Annotated in this window: 9 protein-coding genes and 1 pseudogene; 6 read left to right on the top strand and 4 right to left on the bottom strand. The window is 65.2% G+C overall.

Translation table 11 applies throughout. From position 1 onward, the window contains the following. Window positions 1-60: 60 nt before the first annotated feature. A complete protein-coding gene (locus tag A5681_RS19340) occupies window positions 61-1032 on the top strand; it encodes an aldo/keto reductase (protein WP_067278660.1) in 972 nt (323 codons plus the stop codon). Beyond that, the gene (locus A5681_RS19335; protein ID WP_067278658.1) at window positions 1032-2015 is read left to right on the top strand and encodes an NAD-dependent epimerase/dehydratase family protein; all 984 of its coding nucleotides are present in this window, start codon (window positions 1032-1034) and stop codon (window positions 2013-2015) included. The genes A5681_RS19340 and A5681_RS19335 overlap by 1 nt, the downstream gene beginning before the upstream one ends. 18 nt (window positions 2016-2033) lie before the next feature. On the opposite strand, the gene A5681_RS19330 is transcribed toward A5681_RS19335, so the two are convergent. The 3 genes from A5681_RS19330 to A5681_RS19320 all read right to left on the bottom strand — a co-directional run bounded on the left by A5681_RS19330 (window position 2034) and on the right by A5681_RS19320 (window position 4535). Then, window positions 2034-3134 (bottom strand): NAD-dependent epimerase/dehydratase family protein, encoded by a 1101-nt coding sequence (locus A5681_RS19330; protein WP_067278655.1) that lies wholly within the window; start codon window positions 3132-3134, stop codon window positions 2034-2036. Between the two features lie 7 nt (window positions 3135-3141). Next, window positions 3142-3666, bottom strand: a complete 525-nt coding sequence (locus tag A5681_RS19325) for a nuclear transport factor 2 family protein (protein WP_067278652.1) — start codon at window positions 3664-3666, stop codon at window positions 3142-3144. Window positions 3667-3728: 62 nt separating this feature from the next. Then, a complete protein-coding gene (locus tag A5681_RS19320; protein WP_067278649.1) occupies window positions 3729-4535 on the bottom strand; it encodes an acyl-CoA thioesterase in 807 nt (268 codons plus the stop codon). Window positions 4536-4682: 147 nt separating this feature from the next. Here A5681_RS19320 and A5681_RS19315 point away from each other — a divergent pair, with 147 nt between their 5' ends. Continuing rightward, on the top strand, window positions 4683-5912 hold the full coding sequence (locus A5681_RS19315; protein WP_067278646.1) for an acyl-CoA dehydrogenase family protein: 1230 nt from the start codon (window positions 4683-4685) through the stop codon (window positions 5910-5912). Window positions 5913-5924: 12 nt separating this feature from the next. Then, window positions 5925-6794, top strand: a complete 870-nt coding sequence (locus A5681_RS19310) for a hypothetical protein (RefSeq protein WP_067278643.1) — start codon at window positions 5925-5927, stop codon at window positions 6792-6794. Between the two features lie 63 nt (window positions 6795-6857). On the opposite strand, the pseudogene A5681_RS26705 reads toward A5681_RS19310, so the two are convergent. Then, a pseudogene (locus tag A5681_RS26705) lies at window positions 6858-8048 on the bottom strand (cation:proton antiporter); the annotation flags it as partial. 353 nt (window positions 8049-8401) lie between these two features. Between A5681_RS26705 and A5681_RS19305 the strand changes: the two are divergent. Together A5681_RS19305 and A5681_RS19300 are read left to right on the top strand one after the other, a co-directional pair. Further along, on the top strand, window positions 8402-10168 hold the full coding sequence (locus A5681_RS19305) for an NAD(P)/FAD-dependent oxidoreductase (RefSeq protein WP_156738062.1): 1767 nt from the start codon (window positions 8402-8404) through the stop codon (window positions 10166-10168). 190 nt (window positions 10169-10358) lie between these two features. Then, window positions 10359-15911, top strand: a complete 5553-nt coding sequence (locus A5681_RS19300; protein WP_156738061.1) for a type I polyketide synthase — start codon at window positions 10359-10361, stop codon at window positions 15909-15911. Window positions 15912-15925: the final 14 nt, after the last annotated feature.

Raw genomic sequence — 15925 nt, 5'->3', positions numbered from 1 at the left:
GTGCACTCGCGCAACGGTACCCGTCCCGTCTCGTGAAGTCGCCGGGCGCACAATGACCCCATGAAACAAGCTCGCCTCGCCGACCTGGAGGTCGGCCGCCTGGGCCTGGGCGCGATGGGAATGTCCGTGGCGTACGCCGGCGCCGGCACCGATGACGCCGAGTCGATCCGCACGGTTCAGCGCGCCATCGATCTGGGCGTGACGCTGATCGACACCGCCGAGGTCTACGGTCCTTATGCCAACGAGGAATTGCTTGCCCGCGCGTTGCAGGGGCGACGGGACCAGGTGAAGTTGGCTACCAAGTTCGGCATGATCTCCCACACGGGGCGCGCCGGGCTGGACAGCAGTCCCGCCAACATCCGCATCGCGGTGGACGGTTCGCTGCAGAGGCTCGGAACCGATCGCATCGATCTCTACTATCAGCACCGCCTCGACCGGGAGACTCCGATCGAAGACACGGTCGGAGCATTGGCGGAACTGGTCGCGGCCGGGAAGATCCGGCATATCGGCCTTTCAGAGGTCGGCGTGAACACAATCCGGCGCGCGCATGCGGTGCACCCCATCACCGCCGTGCAATCGGAATACTCGTTGTGGACGCGCGATCAAGAAGCCGAGATCCTGCCGCTGCTGCGCGAACTGGGGATCGGGTTCGTAGCCTACTCTCCGTTGGGGCGTGGCTTCCTGACCGGTGCCATCCGCTCAACCGAAGGGTTGCCGGACAGCGACTACCGCAAGACCAATCCGCGTTTCTTCGACGAGAACTTCCAGCACAACTTGAACAGCGCGGACGAATTGCGCGACATCAGCGCTGACATCGGTGCCACCCCCGCTCAGGTGGCCCTCGCCTGGCTGTTGGCGAAAGGCCCCGACATCGTGCCGATTCCGGGAACGAAGCGAGTGGCGCGACTCGAAGAAAACGTCGGTGCGGACGATGTCGAACTGACGGCGGACCAGCTGTCGCGCCTCGACCGACTCACCCCCGCCGTCGGGGGCCATCACGCCGAAGCCCAGATGAAGTGGATAGACCGTTAGTGGTTGCCGCGAAGAAACTGGTCATCGGGGCGAGCGGCTTCCTGGGTTCGCACGTCACCCGGCAACTCGTCGTCTCGGGCGCCGACGTGCGAGTCATGTTGCGGCGCAACAGCTCTACCAAGGGGATCGATGATCTCAATGTAGAGCGCTGTTATGGGGACGTCTTCGACGACCAGGCGCTGCGCATGGCCATGTCCGGTTGTGACGTCGTCTACTACTGCGTCGTCGACGCCCGAATGTGGCTGCGGGACCCGACGCAATTGTTCCGCACAAACGTCGAAGGGCTGCGACATGTGCTCGATGCGGCGCTGGGCGCCGACCTGAAAAGGTTCGTCTACACCAGCACCACAGGCACTTTGGCGATCAGCGAGGATCGGCCGGTCACCGAGGAAGATCCGCACAATTGGGACCAGGGCGGCCCGTACATCGAGGCGCGGGTGGCAGGCGAAGACCTGTTGCTGTCGTACGCGCGGGACAAGGGGTTGCCCGCCGTGGCGATGTGCATATCCACCACCTATGGCCCCGGCGACTGGGCGCCCACCCCACACGGCTCCTTGCTTGCGCTGGTCGCCACCGGAAGGTTCCCGTTTTATTTCGGATATTCGGCCGAGGTGGTGGGCATCGAAGATGCCGCGAGGGCAATGCTTCTCGGGGCGGAACGGGGACGGAACGGCGAGCGCTACATCGTCTCCGACCGCTATATGAGCATCCGGGAGCTGCACGCGATCGCGGCCAGGGCCGTCGGCAGGCGCCCCCCGCGCATCGGCATCCCGATGTCCGTGCTGCGCGCCGGTGCGCGGGTCAACGACGCGGCGGCGGTGCTGCTGCGCCGGGACCTGCCGTTCGCCTACGCCGGAATCCGCATGGCCGAACTGATGTCCCCGCTCGACCACGGCAAGGCCGAACGCGAACTCGGGTGGAAGCCGGAACCCGTCGAGGACTCGATCCGCAAGGCCGCGGTCTTCTTCGCGTCACTCAGGTAGACCGAAGGTGGCGACCCGCTAGTCGACCGCGGCCAGCGCGGCGGTCCCATATTTCTTTTCGATCAGCGCCCACGGGTCGGCGTATGGCCCGCGGCCCTCGAGGCGGCGTTGCACCATAAGAACGGCACGCAGCACCGGGCGCAATATCGGGCTCAGCATTCGCACCACGGTCCGCATGCGGCCCTGCGTTTCGGCGATCCAGGCCAGGGTGTCGGACCAGTCGTGCTCCTGGAAATTGAGCAGCGCCTGCGCTTCGGTGGTGTCGTACCAGCCGGTGAAGCTCCAACCGCGATCGTCGGCGGGATCGCCGGGCAGGCTGGCGGACGGGCCCAAGCCACCCAGACCGACGGCCTCCATGAGTCCGTCCTCGAGCTCGCGTTGGGTGAGCACATACGACTCGTTGCCGCCGATGAGTATCACCTTGCCCGCGATCGTCGACTCCCGGTCGACGCCGTTGGCGAAGGCGAGCGCCACGTCGCGCGCATCCACGGCGTGCATGCGGTTGTCGCCGGGCATCGACCGCATCAGGAGCAGGGAGTCGCTGTTGACCGTCGTGTGGGTATCCGGCGAGATGACCCCGCCCAGGCGGAACAGCGCATACGGCAAGCCGCTGGCGCGGATCGCCGCCTCGGCGAGAACCTTGTCCTGGCCGTATTGATCGATGGGGTTTACCGGCGTGTCCGGGGTGATTCGCTCCGGCTGGCGGTAGGGATTGCGCGACCCGTATACCGCAGCACTGGACGCCATCAGGAACAACGGCGGGCGGGGGAGCGCGGCGCACGCGGCCAAGAGATTCTCAGTGCCGCCGACATTCACCTTGCGGGCCATTGCGGGCTTGCGATACGACAGCGGGGACACGACCGCGGCTAGGTGGACGACCGCATCGGGCTGACGCGTCGCGACGAGCTCGCGCACCGCGTCGGCGTCCAGCAGATCGGTGTAGGCCGGAACGAGCGTCCCGGGGTACCGGCCGGCAGCCAGCTCGCGCTCGACGGCGACGGTGTTGTCGTTCCGCAGATCCATGGCGATGACGGTGCGTCCCCGCTCGAGCAGGATCTGGGTGCAACGCTTGCCGACTTGTCCGAACGCGCCGGTGACCAAAACGGTAGAGGCAGTCACGGCGTTATCACTGTCCGATCAGTCGGTCGGCGGCTCTGCCGATCGCGCGGCGGATTCGGTCGGAGACGTAGAGCGAAAACACGGGGGTGACGATATCCTCTCGCAACCGAGTTAGCTTGGAAGTCTTGATGAACCACTGCCCGGCGACATTCTGGTAGGTCTCGTGGTAGTGCCCGTAACCCACCAACGTCACGCCGGCTCCGAAGCGAACGACGTCTTGCAACGCCCACACGCCGCGCGCGGTGGTCGGCGACGTGAGCATGATTTCGGGGGCGTGCACCTGGTGCGCGGTGGCCTGGGCCGGCCGCCCCAGGGCCTTGCGGGTGAATGCCACGAACTCGTCCGCGCCCTCGATGACCTTGCCGCCCGCCTCGGCCGTGTCGCTGACGAAGTCATCGGTGAAGACGGTGCGCCACGCGGCCCAGTCCTTGGTGTCGAGGTGTCGGCAGTAGCGAGCCTTGAGCTGCTTGATGGATTCGATCTCGAGCAGTGTGGCCGCGTCGGCGACTGCGTCCTGCGCGCGCTGTGTCATTGCGGCTCGATTCCTTCGGTGTGCGTCCCAGCGTGACGTTTCACTGGCGAAGTGTAAACCTGTCAGCCTTTGTAGTAGACGACCTGATGGGTGGTCGCCAGCAGCGTGCCCGCCCGCGTCCACACCTGCGCGCTCTGGTCGAAGTAGCCCAGAGCGAAGCGGTTGGCGTGGGCGGTGCACAGGACGAAGTCATCACCGAGGGCATCGAGTTGGTGCTGGTCGGCGTGGAAATAGGTCGTCAACGAGATCGTCCCGGATGGAACGAAGCCGCCGCGTCGCAGGAACACCCGCGGGTAGAAGATGTCGCACAGCGCGGCGAGCGCCGGGTAGTCGGCGGGGCGTTGCGCGCCGTCGCGCACCCACAAGGTGGTGGTCGACGAGGGGCTGGGTTGCCCGTCTTTGCCGGGCATCGGACCCTCGACGAACCGCATGTCGTAGAGGCTGGTCCAGCGGACCAGGCCGGGGTCGGTCGACGGCAGCCGCTCGGGGTCCGGGGCGCTGGGTGGCTGGCTTTCGGTGTCGGCCCATCCGTCGCGGCGCAGGGCGAACAACGCGGTCGCCGTTGTCTTGACGTCACCGTCCTGGCTGAGTTCGGCGATCCAGTGCTGGTTGCTGCGGTTGGTGCGTGCGGGTCGCAGTGCGATGTCGAAATCGCCGTCGGCGATGGGCGCGGCGTAGTTGACCGTCAACGCCAGCGGCTCGCCGATCCGATCCGGGTGCGACTCGACGGCGTGCAGCATCGTCGCGGCGGTGATGCCCCCGAAGGGCCCCACCATGTTGGCCCATTCCGGATGGGTCCGGCCGCGCCTGGAGTTGGCGTCGACGGTGTCCAGGCGGATGGCGTCGTCGAAGGGATGCGTCGCGGTCATGTTGAGTACCGCAGATTACGTGCCAGTGACCCCGGCGTCGGACACGGGGTCGCGGCGCCGCGGGGCCGGCGCGAAGCTATACAGCCGCGGTAACGGTGCTGTACAGTCGCCCAGCACAAGGTCGACGCGCGAACGAGAGGCCATCCGGTGACTTCCGAGTCGGTCGCAGAATTCCGGAGCCGGGCCAGGGCGTGGCTGGCCGCGAACCTCCCTCGGCTTGATTCCGAAGATGCGATGGACCTGCAGCGCGACGAGCTTGCCTCCTGGCGGCGCGCGCGTGAACTGCAGAGAAAGCTGTACGACGGCGGATTCGCCGGCATCTGCTTCCCGCGCGAGTACGGCGGCCTCGGTTTGGGCTACGAATACAAGAAGGCGTTCGATGCCGAGGCCCTGGCCTACGAGACGCCGCTCATGCTCAACGTCCCGTCCTTCGCCATCTGCTGCGCGACGATCCTCGACATGGGCAGCGAGGAACAGAAGCGCAGCCACATCGCCGCTGCGCTCCGCGGCGACGAAGTGCTGGTGCAGCTGCTGTCGGAACCCAGTGGAGGATCGGACCTTGCCGGCGTCCTCACCCGCGCCGACGGCAGGGACGGACGATGGATCATCAACGGCGCCAAGACGTGGAGCACGTGGGCGTTCGCTGCCGACTACGGCTTGTGCCTGGCGCGGACGGACTGGAACGCGCCCAAACACGAAGGCCTGACGATGTTCCTGGTTCCGCTGCGGCATCCCGGTGTCACGATCAACCGCATCAAGCAGGTCAACGGCTCCGTCGAGTTCTGCGAGGAGTTCTTCGACGACGTCGACGTTGGTGACGATGCCGTCGTCGGTGAGCCGGGTAAAGGATGGGACGTCGCGTCGCGCCAGCTCTACCACGAACGCCGCAGTATGGGCGACGGATCGGAGTACACCAGCGGGCCTGGCATCGCCGAAGCCGAAGATGTCTCTGTCGACCTGCTTTCGGTGTTAGAGAAGTCGAAGCAGGCTGGGAGCCAACGTGTTCAAGAGATGGTGGGCCGGGCGCTGGTGCACCGGGCCGTGCACGGACAACTCAGCGAGCACGTCTTCCACGCCGTGGCCGGTGGTTCGCTGCCGCCCGCCGCGGGATCGATCATCCGGCTCGACATGGCCGAGGTGCACGACGTCGAAACCGACACCGCCTTGGCCGTCGCGGGAACCGCGGCCGCGGTCGATGACGCTTCTGGGTTGCTCGACATCGGCACCCGCTACCTGGGCCGTCAGATCGCCAGCATCGGTGGCGGAACCACGGAGATGGCGCGCAACGTGATCGGCGAGCGGGTCCTGAACTTTCCGCGTGAGTTTGCCGCCGACCGGGGCGTGCCATTCAACCAGGTGCGGCACGGAAAAGCCTGAAGGAGGCCCGAATTGAACGACCAGCTTCGTGACATCCGGGAGTTGGCGGGAGACTCCGAGGCCTACCGGGACGAACTCTATCGACGCTGGACGGGCCTGCTCAGCTACCGCTACATCGGCCGCAAACACTCCTCGATGGACCTCGGGGAGGCCGACGACACCGTCATCATCCGTCGCGACATGCGCAACGAGGCCGGGGGAATCATGGTGGCGCCGTTGGCCATTTCGTCCCCCGAGGGGTGCCAGACCGACATGGTCGCGGTGCCGAACCCGGTCATCGCGTCGGTGCAGATCGTCGACCCCGGCTACGACGTCGAGCGAGTCGAGATCGTCGGCTCCGGCATCGTCCACCAGGGCCGCACGATGGGATACGGACGGTGCAAGATCGTCGACGCCGACAACCCGGACCGGGTGATCGCCTTCAACGAGGGACAAGGAGCGATCATCGGCACTCCGCCGGAAGGCCTGGGCCGGATGGACGTTTCGGGCACAGAGCTCGTGATCGAGGATTCGCCGGACCTGCCGCCGCTGTGGCAGGCCTTCGGGGCCAGCAGGCGCGACGACGGCCATTGGGTGCTGCCCGAGCTCAGCACCGAACTCGCTTCCCCGGACGCCGCGCTGCACATCGGCCCGCAGCACGTCGTCCTAGAAACGGCGGCGATCGATCTCGCCGCCGGCGTCGCGGGGACCCGAAAGCTCCAGGTGGTCAGCTGGCATGTCATGTTCATGTCGCGGGGCAAAGTGGGCCCCTTCCGGGTCGAGGGAGTTGCGCACCGCGGCGGGACCGGCCGTGTCGGTGTGCGCATGTTGCTCCACGACGAGGGGAACGGGGACAAGGCCGTCACCTCCGCCGCGGCGGTCTTCGACGTCGTGGATCGTTGACCGAGGGGTGGCGGATGCCTCGCCCGCCCGGTGCCGCCCATAGACGAACTCGAATATCGGTGTGGCCATGAGGGTCGTGACGACGGCTACCAACACCAGGATGCTGAAGAGCGTCGGGGTGATGATGCCGGCCTGAAGTCCGATGTTGAGCAGAATGAGTTCGATCAATCCGCGGGCGTTCATCAGTGAACCGAGTGCAACGGATTCACGAAAAGGGACTTTCCGTAGCCACGCGACCACGGTGCATGAAACGCCCTTGCCCAGAATCGACAGCAGGAGCATTCCCAAGGTCACCGCCCACAGCTTCGGCGTGTTGACCAGGCCGATCTGGGTGTTCAGGCCCGAGTAGACAAAGAACAGCGGAAGCAACAACGTGGTCACCAAAGGCTCGAGCCTGGCGGTGAGTTGGTGGGCGAAAAAGCCGGACGGCGTTGCCGCCCCCACAACGAAAGCGCCGAATATCGCGTAGATGCCGATGGCGTCGGTGAACCATGCGCACGTCATGAGCAACACCAAAACCACGCTGAAGGTCGATGCGCTGACAGCGTTGCGGCGTTCGGATCTCGCGCCGAGGGCGGCCAGGGCTTTCCGGCCGATCGTCAGGAACAATGCGGTGTACAAGACGCCCCCGACAATTGCCGTCGCGGCAGTAGTCGGAGTGCCTCGATGGATGGCAAGCACCACCGCGAGGATGCACCAAGAGAGCGCATCGTCGATCGTCCCGCAGATCAGGGCGAGCGTCCCCAGTGCGGTTCCGGACAGGCGCTGTTCGAAGATGATGCGCGCGAGCATGGGAAACGCGGTGGTCGCGATCGATGCTCCCAAAAACATCATCGCCAACCCGAGCGAGACGCCTTTTCCGAACAGCACTCCGCTTTTCAACAGAGGTAGGGCGACAAGGGCTCCCAGCGCAAGCGGTGTGAGGATGCCCGCAGCCGACACGGCCGCCGCGGTTCCGGCGCGGTGTCTGATCAGGTTGACGTCGAAGCTGAGCCCAACGAGGAACATGTAAAGCACCAGGCCGATCTGCGCTGCGGTGTACAGCACCACGTTCGCCTGCCCCGGCGGAAACAAGGCGTGTTGCACACCGGGCGCGAGCCGGCCGAGGAGTGAGGGGCCGAGAAGAACCCCGGCAATCATCTCGCCGACGACTTGCGGTTGTCCCATGCGTTGGGCGACCAGCCCGACGAACCGGCATGTTCCGAGAATGACGGCCAATTCGAGGAAGAAATGTACGGCAGTTGCTGCAGGCATGATGAGGTCCTGAGGTCAGGTTTTCGATGGTTCCTCGGAGCGTTGTCGCGTGGACGTGCCCGATCCGCGGCACCGGTTGACTTGCGCTTTGGCCATCGCGGGCGTCTCGCGGCCGAACCACCTCCCTGCCTAATTGTCGGCCTTTCGTCGCATGGCGCCCGTGTCGGCTTCGTCCCGCATGAAGCTTGACTAGCCGTTGAGATCGTCTTTGCCGCAGCGCATCTGGCCTCAAGCCCGTCAGTGGACCGACCTGTCGGCGCCCTGTGCTTCCAGGCTTGCGAGAGTCCTCATTTCGTGTAACGTACTTAACTATTAAGTAACTTAATCTCTCCGGGTTTGCAAGAGGTGGACGTGTGGACGTGCGCGCGCAACTGTCGCAGTTGAGCCCCGAGGCGCGCGACTCTCTGTTGCGAAGGCTCAAGACCCGATTGGATGCCGACCAGAGTCGCCCTGACCATGACGTCACGATCGTCGGAGGTGGTGCGGCCGGACTGACCCTGGCGCTCGAGATTCGCACCGTCAGGCCCAGGACCCGAATCGCCGTCATCTCGCCCCACTCACATCCAGTGCCCGAGATCACCCACACGGTCGGCGAGTCGACGGTCGAGGTTTCCGCCCACTACCTCCGCGAACGCATCGGGTTGGCTGACCACCTGCACACCTCACAGATCCGCAAAATGGGCTTGCGAATGTTCTTCTCCCACGGTGCCAACACCGATATCACCGAGCGGTTGGAACTCGGCAGTTCCTCTTTCATCCCTCAGGTGACATATCAAATCGACCGCGGCAGGCTGGAGAACGAGCTCTACCGACGTTGCCGATCGGCGGGCATCGAGATCCGCCGCGGCCGCGCGGTAACGGTCGAGTGCGGCGCTGGGGGACACCCGCACACCGTTTCCATCCAGAACGGTGACACCATCACCCGGACGACCACGCGTTGGGTGGTGGACTCGTCCGGACGGAATCGTGCACTGGCCCGCCAACTGGGCTTACGGCGCAACAACGAACACAACTGCAATGCGGTGTGGTTGCGTGTCGCCGCTGAAATCGACATCGGCCGGTGGAGCGACGACCCGGCCTGGCAGGCCCGCATCGTAGAAGGCGATCGCGCACTCTCCACGAATCATCTGATGGGGGAGGGCTACTGGGTTTGGCTGATCCGGCTCGCGTCCGGATCCACGAGCGTCGGCATCGTCGCCGACCCGGCGTCTCACCGGTTCGACCGATTCAACACCCTCACCAAAGCTCGGTCGTGGCTCGCCGAGTACGAGCCGCAGTGCGCCGCGGTCCTGGCGGAGAACGAACACTTGATCAAGGACTTCAGGGTGATGAAGAACTACAGTCACGGCGTCACCAAGGTGTACGACGGCCGCGACCGGTGGTGTCTCACCGGAGATTCGGGGATCTTCCTGGATCCGTTGTACTCGTCGGGGCTGGACCTCGTGGCGATCGGTAATGGCCTCATCACCGACATGATCGTCCGCGAACTCGACGGTGATGATGTCGTCGCGCGGTCGGGAATCAGCGACTCGCTATTCCGATCCCTGACCGACATGTGGCTCGCCGTGTACTGCGATCAGTACACCCTCATGGGCTCGCCCGCCGTGATGTCGGCCAAGGTGATTTGGGATATCGCCTTCTACTGGGGTTTCATCGGATTGCTTTACCGGAACGGGCGATTCGTCACGGTCGCCGACGATCCACAGGTCGTGCCTCACCTGGAAGGGTTGATCAAGCTCAGCAATCGTATGCAGATGTTCTTCCGAGAATGGGCCGCAATCGAGGGGGCGCCTCCATCGGCGGGGTTCGTCGATTTGTACTCACCGTTGAACTTCATGGTCAGCCTGCACACCGCGATGATCGGAGAAAGTCCGGACTTCGCCGCACAGTTCGAGGCGAACACCAGGCTGTTACACCAGCTGGCAGGCCAGCTCGCGGAGACGGTGGTTTCACAGAAGTGCGACCGGTTCTCCGACGACGGGGTCATGCAGCAGGTACAGACGTGGCAACGCGACTCTTTTCTGCGGGAACTGCGATCCATCTACCGCCGCGAGCAGGAAATCAATCCGATCAGCCGGGAGTGGATTCTCGGCGCCGCACCCGTACTAGAAGCACGTTGATCCGAAAACGATTCGCGCACGACCCGGTTCTCACGGTTGAGATCAGTGGACTCGCCGGCAACGGGCCAGCGCCCGCGTGGGCAAGAGGACGAGCTACCCATCGGCGCGCACACCGGGCACGGACTGCGTACGCAACGCGCTCCTCGAGGGCGCGTGGTCCGGTGCAACGTCTGAGGTCGAAAGGATGAGCATGCGCGCCGCAACCGGGATCCGCGATCCCTTGGCGATAGTCGGAATCGGGTGTCAGTTTCCAGGCGGTGCCGAGGACCCGGAGAGCTACTGGCGGTTGATCTGCAGCGAAACCGACGCCACCGGGATCGTTCCCGAATCACGTTGGAACGCCGCGAAATACTACGACCCGAACCCCGCCAAGGTCGGCAAGATGGTCACCCGTCGAGGCGGGTTCCTCAGTGAGATAGACCAATTCGACCCTCAATTCTTCGGGATCTCTCCCCGTGAGGCGCACCTGATCGATCCGCAGCAACGCCTCTTGTTGCGGACCACATGGGAGGCGCTGGAAGACGGCGGAATATCCGCGGACAGCCTCGCAGGAACCGAAGTAGGCGTTTTCGTCGGCGGTTTCACCCTCGACTACCAACTTCTGCAGAATCAGGGTCGCGCCAGCCGGTACCGCTTCAAAGCCCATTCGGCCACCGGAATGATGATGACCATGCTGGCCAACCGGATCTCGTTCGCCTTTGATTTCCGGGGACCCAGTATGACGATCGACACGGCGTGCTCGAGCTCACTGGTCGCCGTCCACCTTGCGGCGCTGAGCATTTGGAACGGTGAATGTGATCTCGCGCTGGCCGGTGGGGTCAATGTCATGATCGGACCGAACACCGCCATCGCCGAGTCGAAGAGCGGATTCCTCAGTCCGGACGGGCGCTGCAAGGCCTTCGACCGCTCCGCCGACGGCTACGCGCGCGGAGAAGGTGGCGCGGTGGTCGTCATCAAGCCGCTCGAACGGGCGCTGGCCGACGGTGATGAGATCTACGCTCAGATCCTCGGGTCGGCGGTGTCGCAGGATGGCCGCACCGACGGCATCACCGTGCCCCGCGCTGCGGCGCAGGAGGCGGCCATCCTCACGGCGCTGCGCCGAGCGGGTATCCGTCCGGATGAGGTCGGCTACGTGGAGGCGCACGGCACCGGCACCCCCGTCGGCGATCCGGTCGAGGCTGGGGCGCTAGGCCACGTGCTGGCCGCGGACCGCTCGCCGGCCGATCCGCTGCTGATCGGCTCGGTCAAGACCAATATCGGCCACCTGGAGGCCGGTGCGGGGGTCGCCGGATTGATCAAGGCGGCGCTGGTGCTCAAACACGGGTACATCCCGGCGAGTCTGCACCTCAATGACCCGATACCGCTTGCCAATTCGGGCATCGAGATACCGGCGACCGGTCGTCCGTTTCCCGGCAGCCGGCGACGCGTCGCGGGGGTGAACTCCTTCGGCTTCGGCGGCACCAACGCTCACGTCGTGCTTGCCGAGCCGCCCGTTCCCGCGCGAGACGACCGGACACTGTCTCAACAGTTGCCGTTGGCCCTGCTGCCGATCTCGGCGCGGTCCCAAGAGGCGTTAGCGGCGACGGCCCATCGGCTCGCGGAGCACGTCACCGCCCACCCTGACATCTCTCTGCGCGACCTCGGTTACACGCTCAGCCGGCGCCGCACCCACCTGACGCATCGCCGCGCGATCGTCGCGGACGGTGTCGCCGATGCCCTGAGTCAACTCCAAGCCCTGGCCGAGGGACAAAGCCCGGTCGGCCGCACGCCTCCGGCCGCGCCGAAGTTGGCGTTCGTCTGTACCGGCATGGGGCCCCAGTGGTGGAAGATGTGCCGGGGGTTGCTCGACAGCTATCCCGCCTTCGCCGACAGCATCGCGCGAAGCGATCGCGAGCTATCCCGTTATACCCATTGGTCTTTGATCGACGAACTCCGCGCGGACGAAACACGATCCCGCATGGCGGAAACGGACGTTGCCCAGCCCGCCAACTTCGCGATCCAGGTCGCGCTTTCCGAGCAGCTCAAAGAATTCGGCATCACCCCCGACGCCGTGGTGGGGCACAGCGCCGGTGAGGTGGCCGCCCACTATCTGGCCGGTGTTCTCACCTTCGAACAGGCGATCCGCGTCATCTTCCACCGAAGCCGCTTGCAACAGCGCACCCGAGGATTGGGCCGCATGCTGGCCGTCGGTCTGGGTGCCGAATCGCTCATGGAAAGCGGGGCGGTCGATGGCCTCGGGACCGGTGTATCCATCGCGGCGGTCAACAGCCCCTCGGCGGTCACGATCGCAGGTGATGGTGACGCCCTGGACCGTATCGCGCGCCAACTCGACGAGCTCAGAATCTTCAACCGGTTTCTCGACGTGCACGTGCCGTATCACACGCACTACATGGATATGGTCAGAGACGACCTCCGCATCGCGTTGCACGGGCTTTCTGCGGGCCCTGCGGCCATCCCGCTGTACTCCACCGTGACGGGCGAGCGCCTGGACGGCTACGCCGCCGGCGACGCGTACTGGTGGCAGAACACGCGCGCCACAGTACTTTTCGAGGCCGCGGTCAGCCGAATGCTTGCCGATGGATACACCCATTTCGTCGAACTCGGGCCGCATCCCGTACTCGCGACATCCATCATCGAGATCGCCTCAGCCCACAAGGCCGACGTGGTGGTGTTGCCAACGCAGCGGCGCGACGCCGACGATGGCCGCTCGCTGATGAATTGCGTTGGCGCGCTGCATTGCGAGGGTCGCCCGCTCAGGTGGGAAGCGCTGTACCCCCGGGACGCGGGGCGGCCGCTCAAACTCCCGCTGTATCCCTGGCAGTCCAAACGGTATTGGAACGAGACCCAGGAAGCCGCGGAGGACCTGCACTACAACCCGGTGCATCCCCTGCTCGGGCAACCGGTGGGCGGCGCGGTGCATCCCACCTGGGAAGTGGAGTTGAGCACCGCGATGTTGCCTTTCCTCGCGGATCACCGGGTTCAGGGCAGTGTTCTGGTACCCGGAGCGGTATTCATCGAAATGGCCCTGGCGGCCGGGCAGGAAACCTACGGTACGGCGGACCACAGCGTTGAGAACCTGACGCTGAGACGGGCTCTCGTTCTCGACGACACTTGTGACCCCATACTCAGGACGACCCTCGACCAGGACACTGGCGCACTGGAATTCACCGCCTTCACTGCGACCGCGGGCGGGGAACTGAAGTGGACGCTGACGGCGACCGCTGAACTCAACATACTTCCGAGATCGCCTGAGCGTTGCGACAGCCTCATCGGCGGGGGCGAGACCACCACGATCGGCGGCGAGGAGTTCTACGCCCGTACCCAAGCCGTCGGCTTGACGTATGGCGAGGCGTTCCAGACCATTTCCGGGGCGACTGCCGGAAATGGTTGGGCGAGGGCGCGAATCGTCGTTCCGGCAGTGTTGCGCGGCGAAGTCGACCGATACCGATTCCATCCGGCCCTCATCGACGGCGCCTTCCAGACACTCCTTGGTGCGCCGATTTTGGGGCGCGAGGCCAGCGAAAATCCCTACCTCCCCGTTCGAATCCGGCGAATCGCCGTATACGGCTCAGCGCAGGAAGACATGACCGTCCATGTACGGGTCGTGTCGGCCACCGCCGACGAGATCGAGAGCGACATCACCGTCACCTTCACCGGCGGGCAGCCGCTCGCTGTCTTCAACGGCTTCACCGTGCAATCGCTCGCTGCGTCGTCTCACATGTCGCCCGAGCGGGTGGACAAGGGGCTCTACGAGCTCCAGTGGGTTGCGCACACCGGTGTTCCACACGATGAGCGGGAGAACTCGATCGCCGCAGAGAGCATGTCGTGGCTCATCTTCGTCGATGCGGGTGGTGTCGGCTCAGCGCTCGCGGAGCAGCTGCGCCGCAAGGGGCACCACGTCCGCGTGGTCGAGCACCGGCCCGTCGAAGCGCTCGCCGCATTCGACGGCGGGTACGCGGTCGATCCCAGACAGCCGCGCCAGTTACGTCAGTTGCTCGAAACCCACTGCGGCAAAGAAGGCAACCTTGCCGGGATCATCGACTGTTGGCCGCTGGATATGCCCGCACATCCGGACGCCGAACCGGATCAACATGACTCGGTCGAAAGCGCCGACCGCATAGGCGTTTTCACGGTCCTGCATATCGTGAAATTCCTCGCGGAGCAAGACACCGTCCAGCCCCGCCTCTACTTGATCACCGCAAACGCGCAACCGGCACTGGGAACCGAAGCGCTCGCGGTCGACCAAGCGGCCATTTGGGGGCTCGGCCGCGTCGTGGGCCACCAGGAATTGGTCAAGCAATGGGGCGGGCTGATCGATATCGCCACCGCCGATGATCACCTCGAGGCTGCAACGCGCATCTGTGACCACATTCTCGACGACGACGCCGAGGATCAGATCGCCATCCGCGGGCACACCACGTTCGTCCCGCGCCTTCGCTCGACCAGCAGCCTCTCGAAAGCCTTCCCGACCAAACTCGCACCCGATGCCACCTACGTTGTCACGGGTGGAGCGGGAGCGCTCGGTCGCGTCGTCGCGACCTACCTTGCCGAGCGGGGAGCGCGGCATATCGCCCTGCTAAGCCGAAGTGTCCTGCCGCCAAGGAGCTGCTGGGCGTCGCTGCCCCAAGACGACAAGCACCGGTCAACCGTCGACGCGATCCGGCAGATCGAGCGCCTCGGCGCCCGAGTAGCGACCGCCGGCGTCGACATCACCGACGCCGACCAGGTGCAGGCTTGGTTGAGTGAGCACATCCGAGACGACGGCCGGCCGGTGCGTGGAATCGTTCACGCCGCAGGCTCTGTCCACGACCAACTCTTGGTCAACATGACCGAAGCGGACTTCGCCAAGGTGATGGCGCCCAAAGTCGTCGGTACCCGCGTGTTGCACAACGCTTTCAAGGGGCAGCAGCTGGACTTCTTCGTGATGTTCGGGTCCGCGGGGTCGGTCATCGCATCACCCGGTCAGGGCAACTACGCCGCCGCCAACGCGTTCCTCGACGCCTTCGCGCATCATCGACGGGCCGCGGGACTGCCGGCGCTGACCATCGGTTGGGGTCCATGGTCGGTCGGCATGGTCGAAGAGCTCAAGCTCGAAAAGATCTACGCACAACGGGGGATCGAGCTGATCACGCCAGCCGCGGGTGCCCAGATCCTCGACCGGCTGATCAATCAGCAAGTTGCCAACGTCGTCGCCATCACCGCCGACTGGACACGGGCCCGTCGCGTCGGCCTCGTCGGACAGTTGCCGGCGATGTTCTCCGAGCTGGGGGAGGCGGAACCGTCGCCCGCCGAAACCGATGGTGAGACGTCCGTATTGGATTCCCTCGCGGCATGCCCGGAAGCCGACCGGGTGGACATGGTCGCTCGCATTGTTCGACAAATCGGCGCCGCTGTCTTCGACCTCGCCCCGGCCGACATCGGACCCGACGACGCCCTCGACGACCTCGGCCTGGACTCCATGATGGCAATGGACTTCAGAGCCCGGATCCACGCACAGTTCGCCGTCGATCTTCCCGTCCTGGAACTGCTCAGGGGCGTGAGCGTCAACGAGCTGGCCGCTCGGATACTTAGCCGGCTTCAACTCACCGGCCCATCCGCCGTCACCGAACACCGGCCGGAACACCCCGCAGCGGGCGAGATCGACCGCTTGGTGGAGCAGTTGTCCGAGGAGGAACTGCGGGCACTTCTGGTCGACCTCGAAACGCCGGTCGACGAGCGGGATTCGGGGGGATCGCGGGCGTGAGTTCTCCTGGGCGG

Origin of the sequence: Mycobacterium scrofulaceum (genome assembly GCF_001667885.1) — a bacterium.
In the GTDB taxonomy this organism is placed as follows: domain Bacteria; phylum Actinomycetota; class Actinomycetes; order Mycobacteriales; family Mycobacteriaceae; genus Mycobacterium; species Mycobacterium scrofulaceum_C.
The sequence above is the reverse complement of the archived record's forward strand: the minus strand, read 5'-3'. Positions and strand labels throughout refer to the sequence as shown.

Coding starts and splice junctions, on each gene's coding strand:
- A5681_RS19320 (WP_067278649.1), bottom strand. CDS start 4,535: ATGACCGCGACGCATCCCTTCGACGACGCCATCCGCCTGGACACCGTC.
- A5681_RS19340 (WP_067278660.1), top strand. CDS start 61: ATGAAACAAGCTCGCCTCGCCGACCTGGAGGTCGGCCGCCTGGGCCTG.
- A5681_RS19325 (WP_067278652.1), bottom strand. CDS start 3,666: ATGACACAGCGCGCGCAGGACGCAGTCGCCGACGCGGCCACACTGCTC.
- A5681_RS19300 (WP_156738061.1), top strand. CDS start 10,359: ATGCGCGCCGCAACCGGGATCCGCGATCCCTTGGCGATAGTCGGAATC.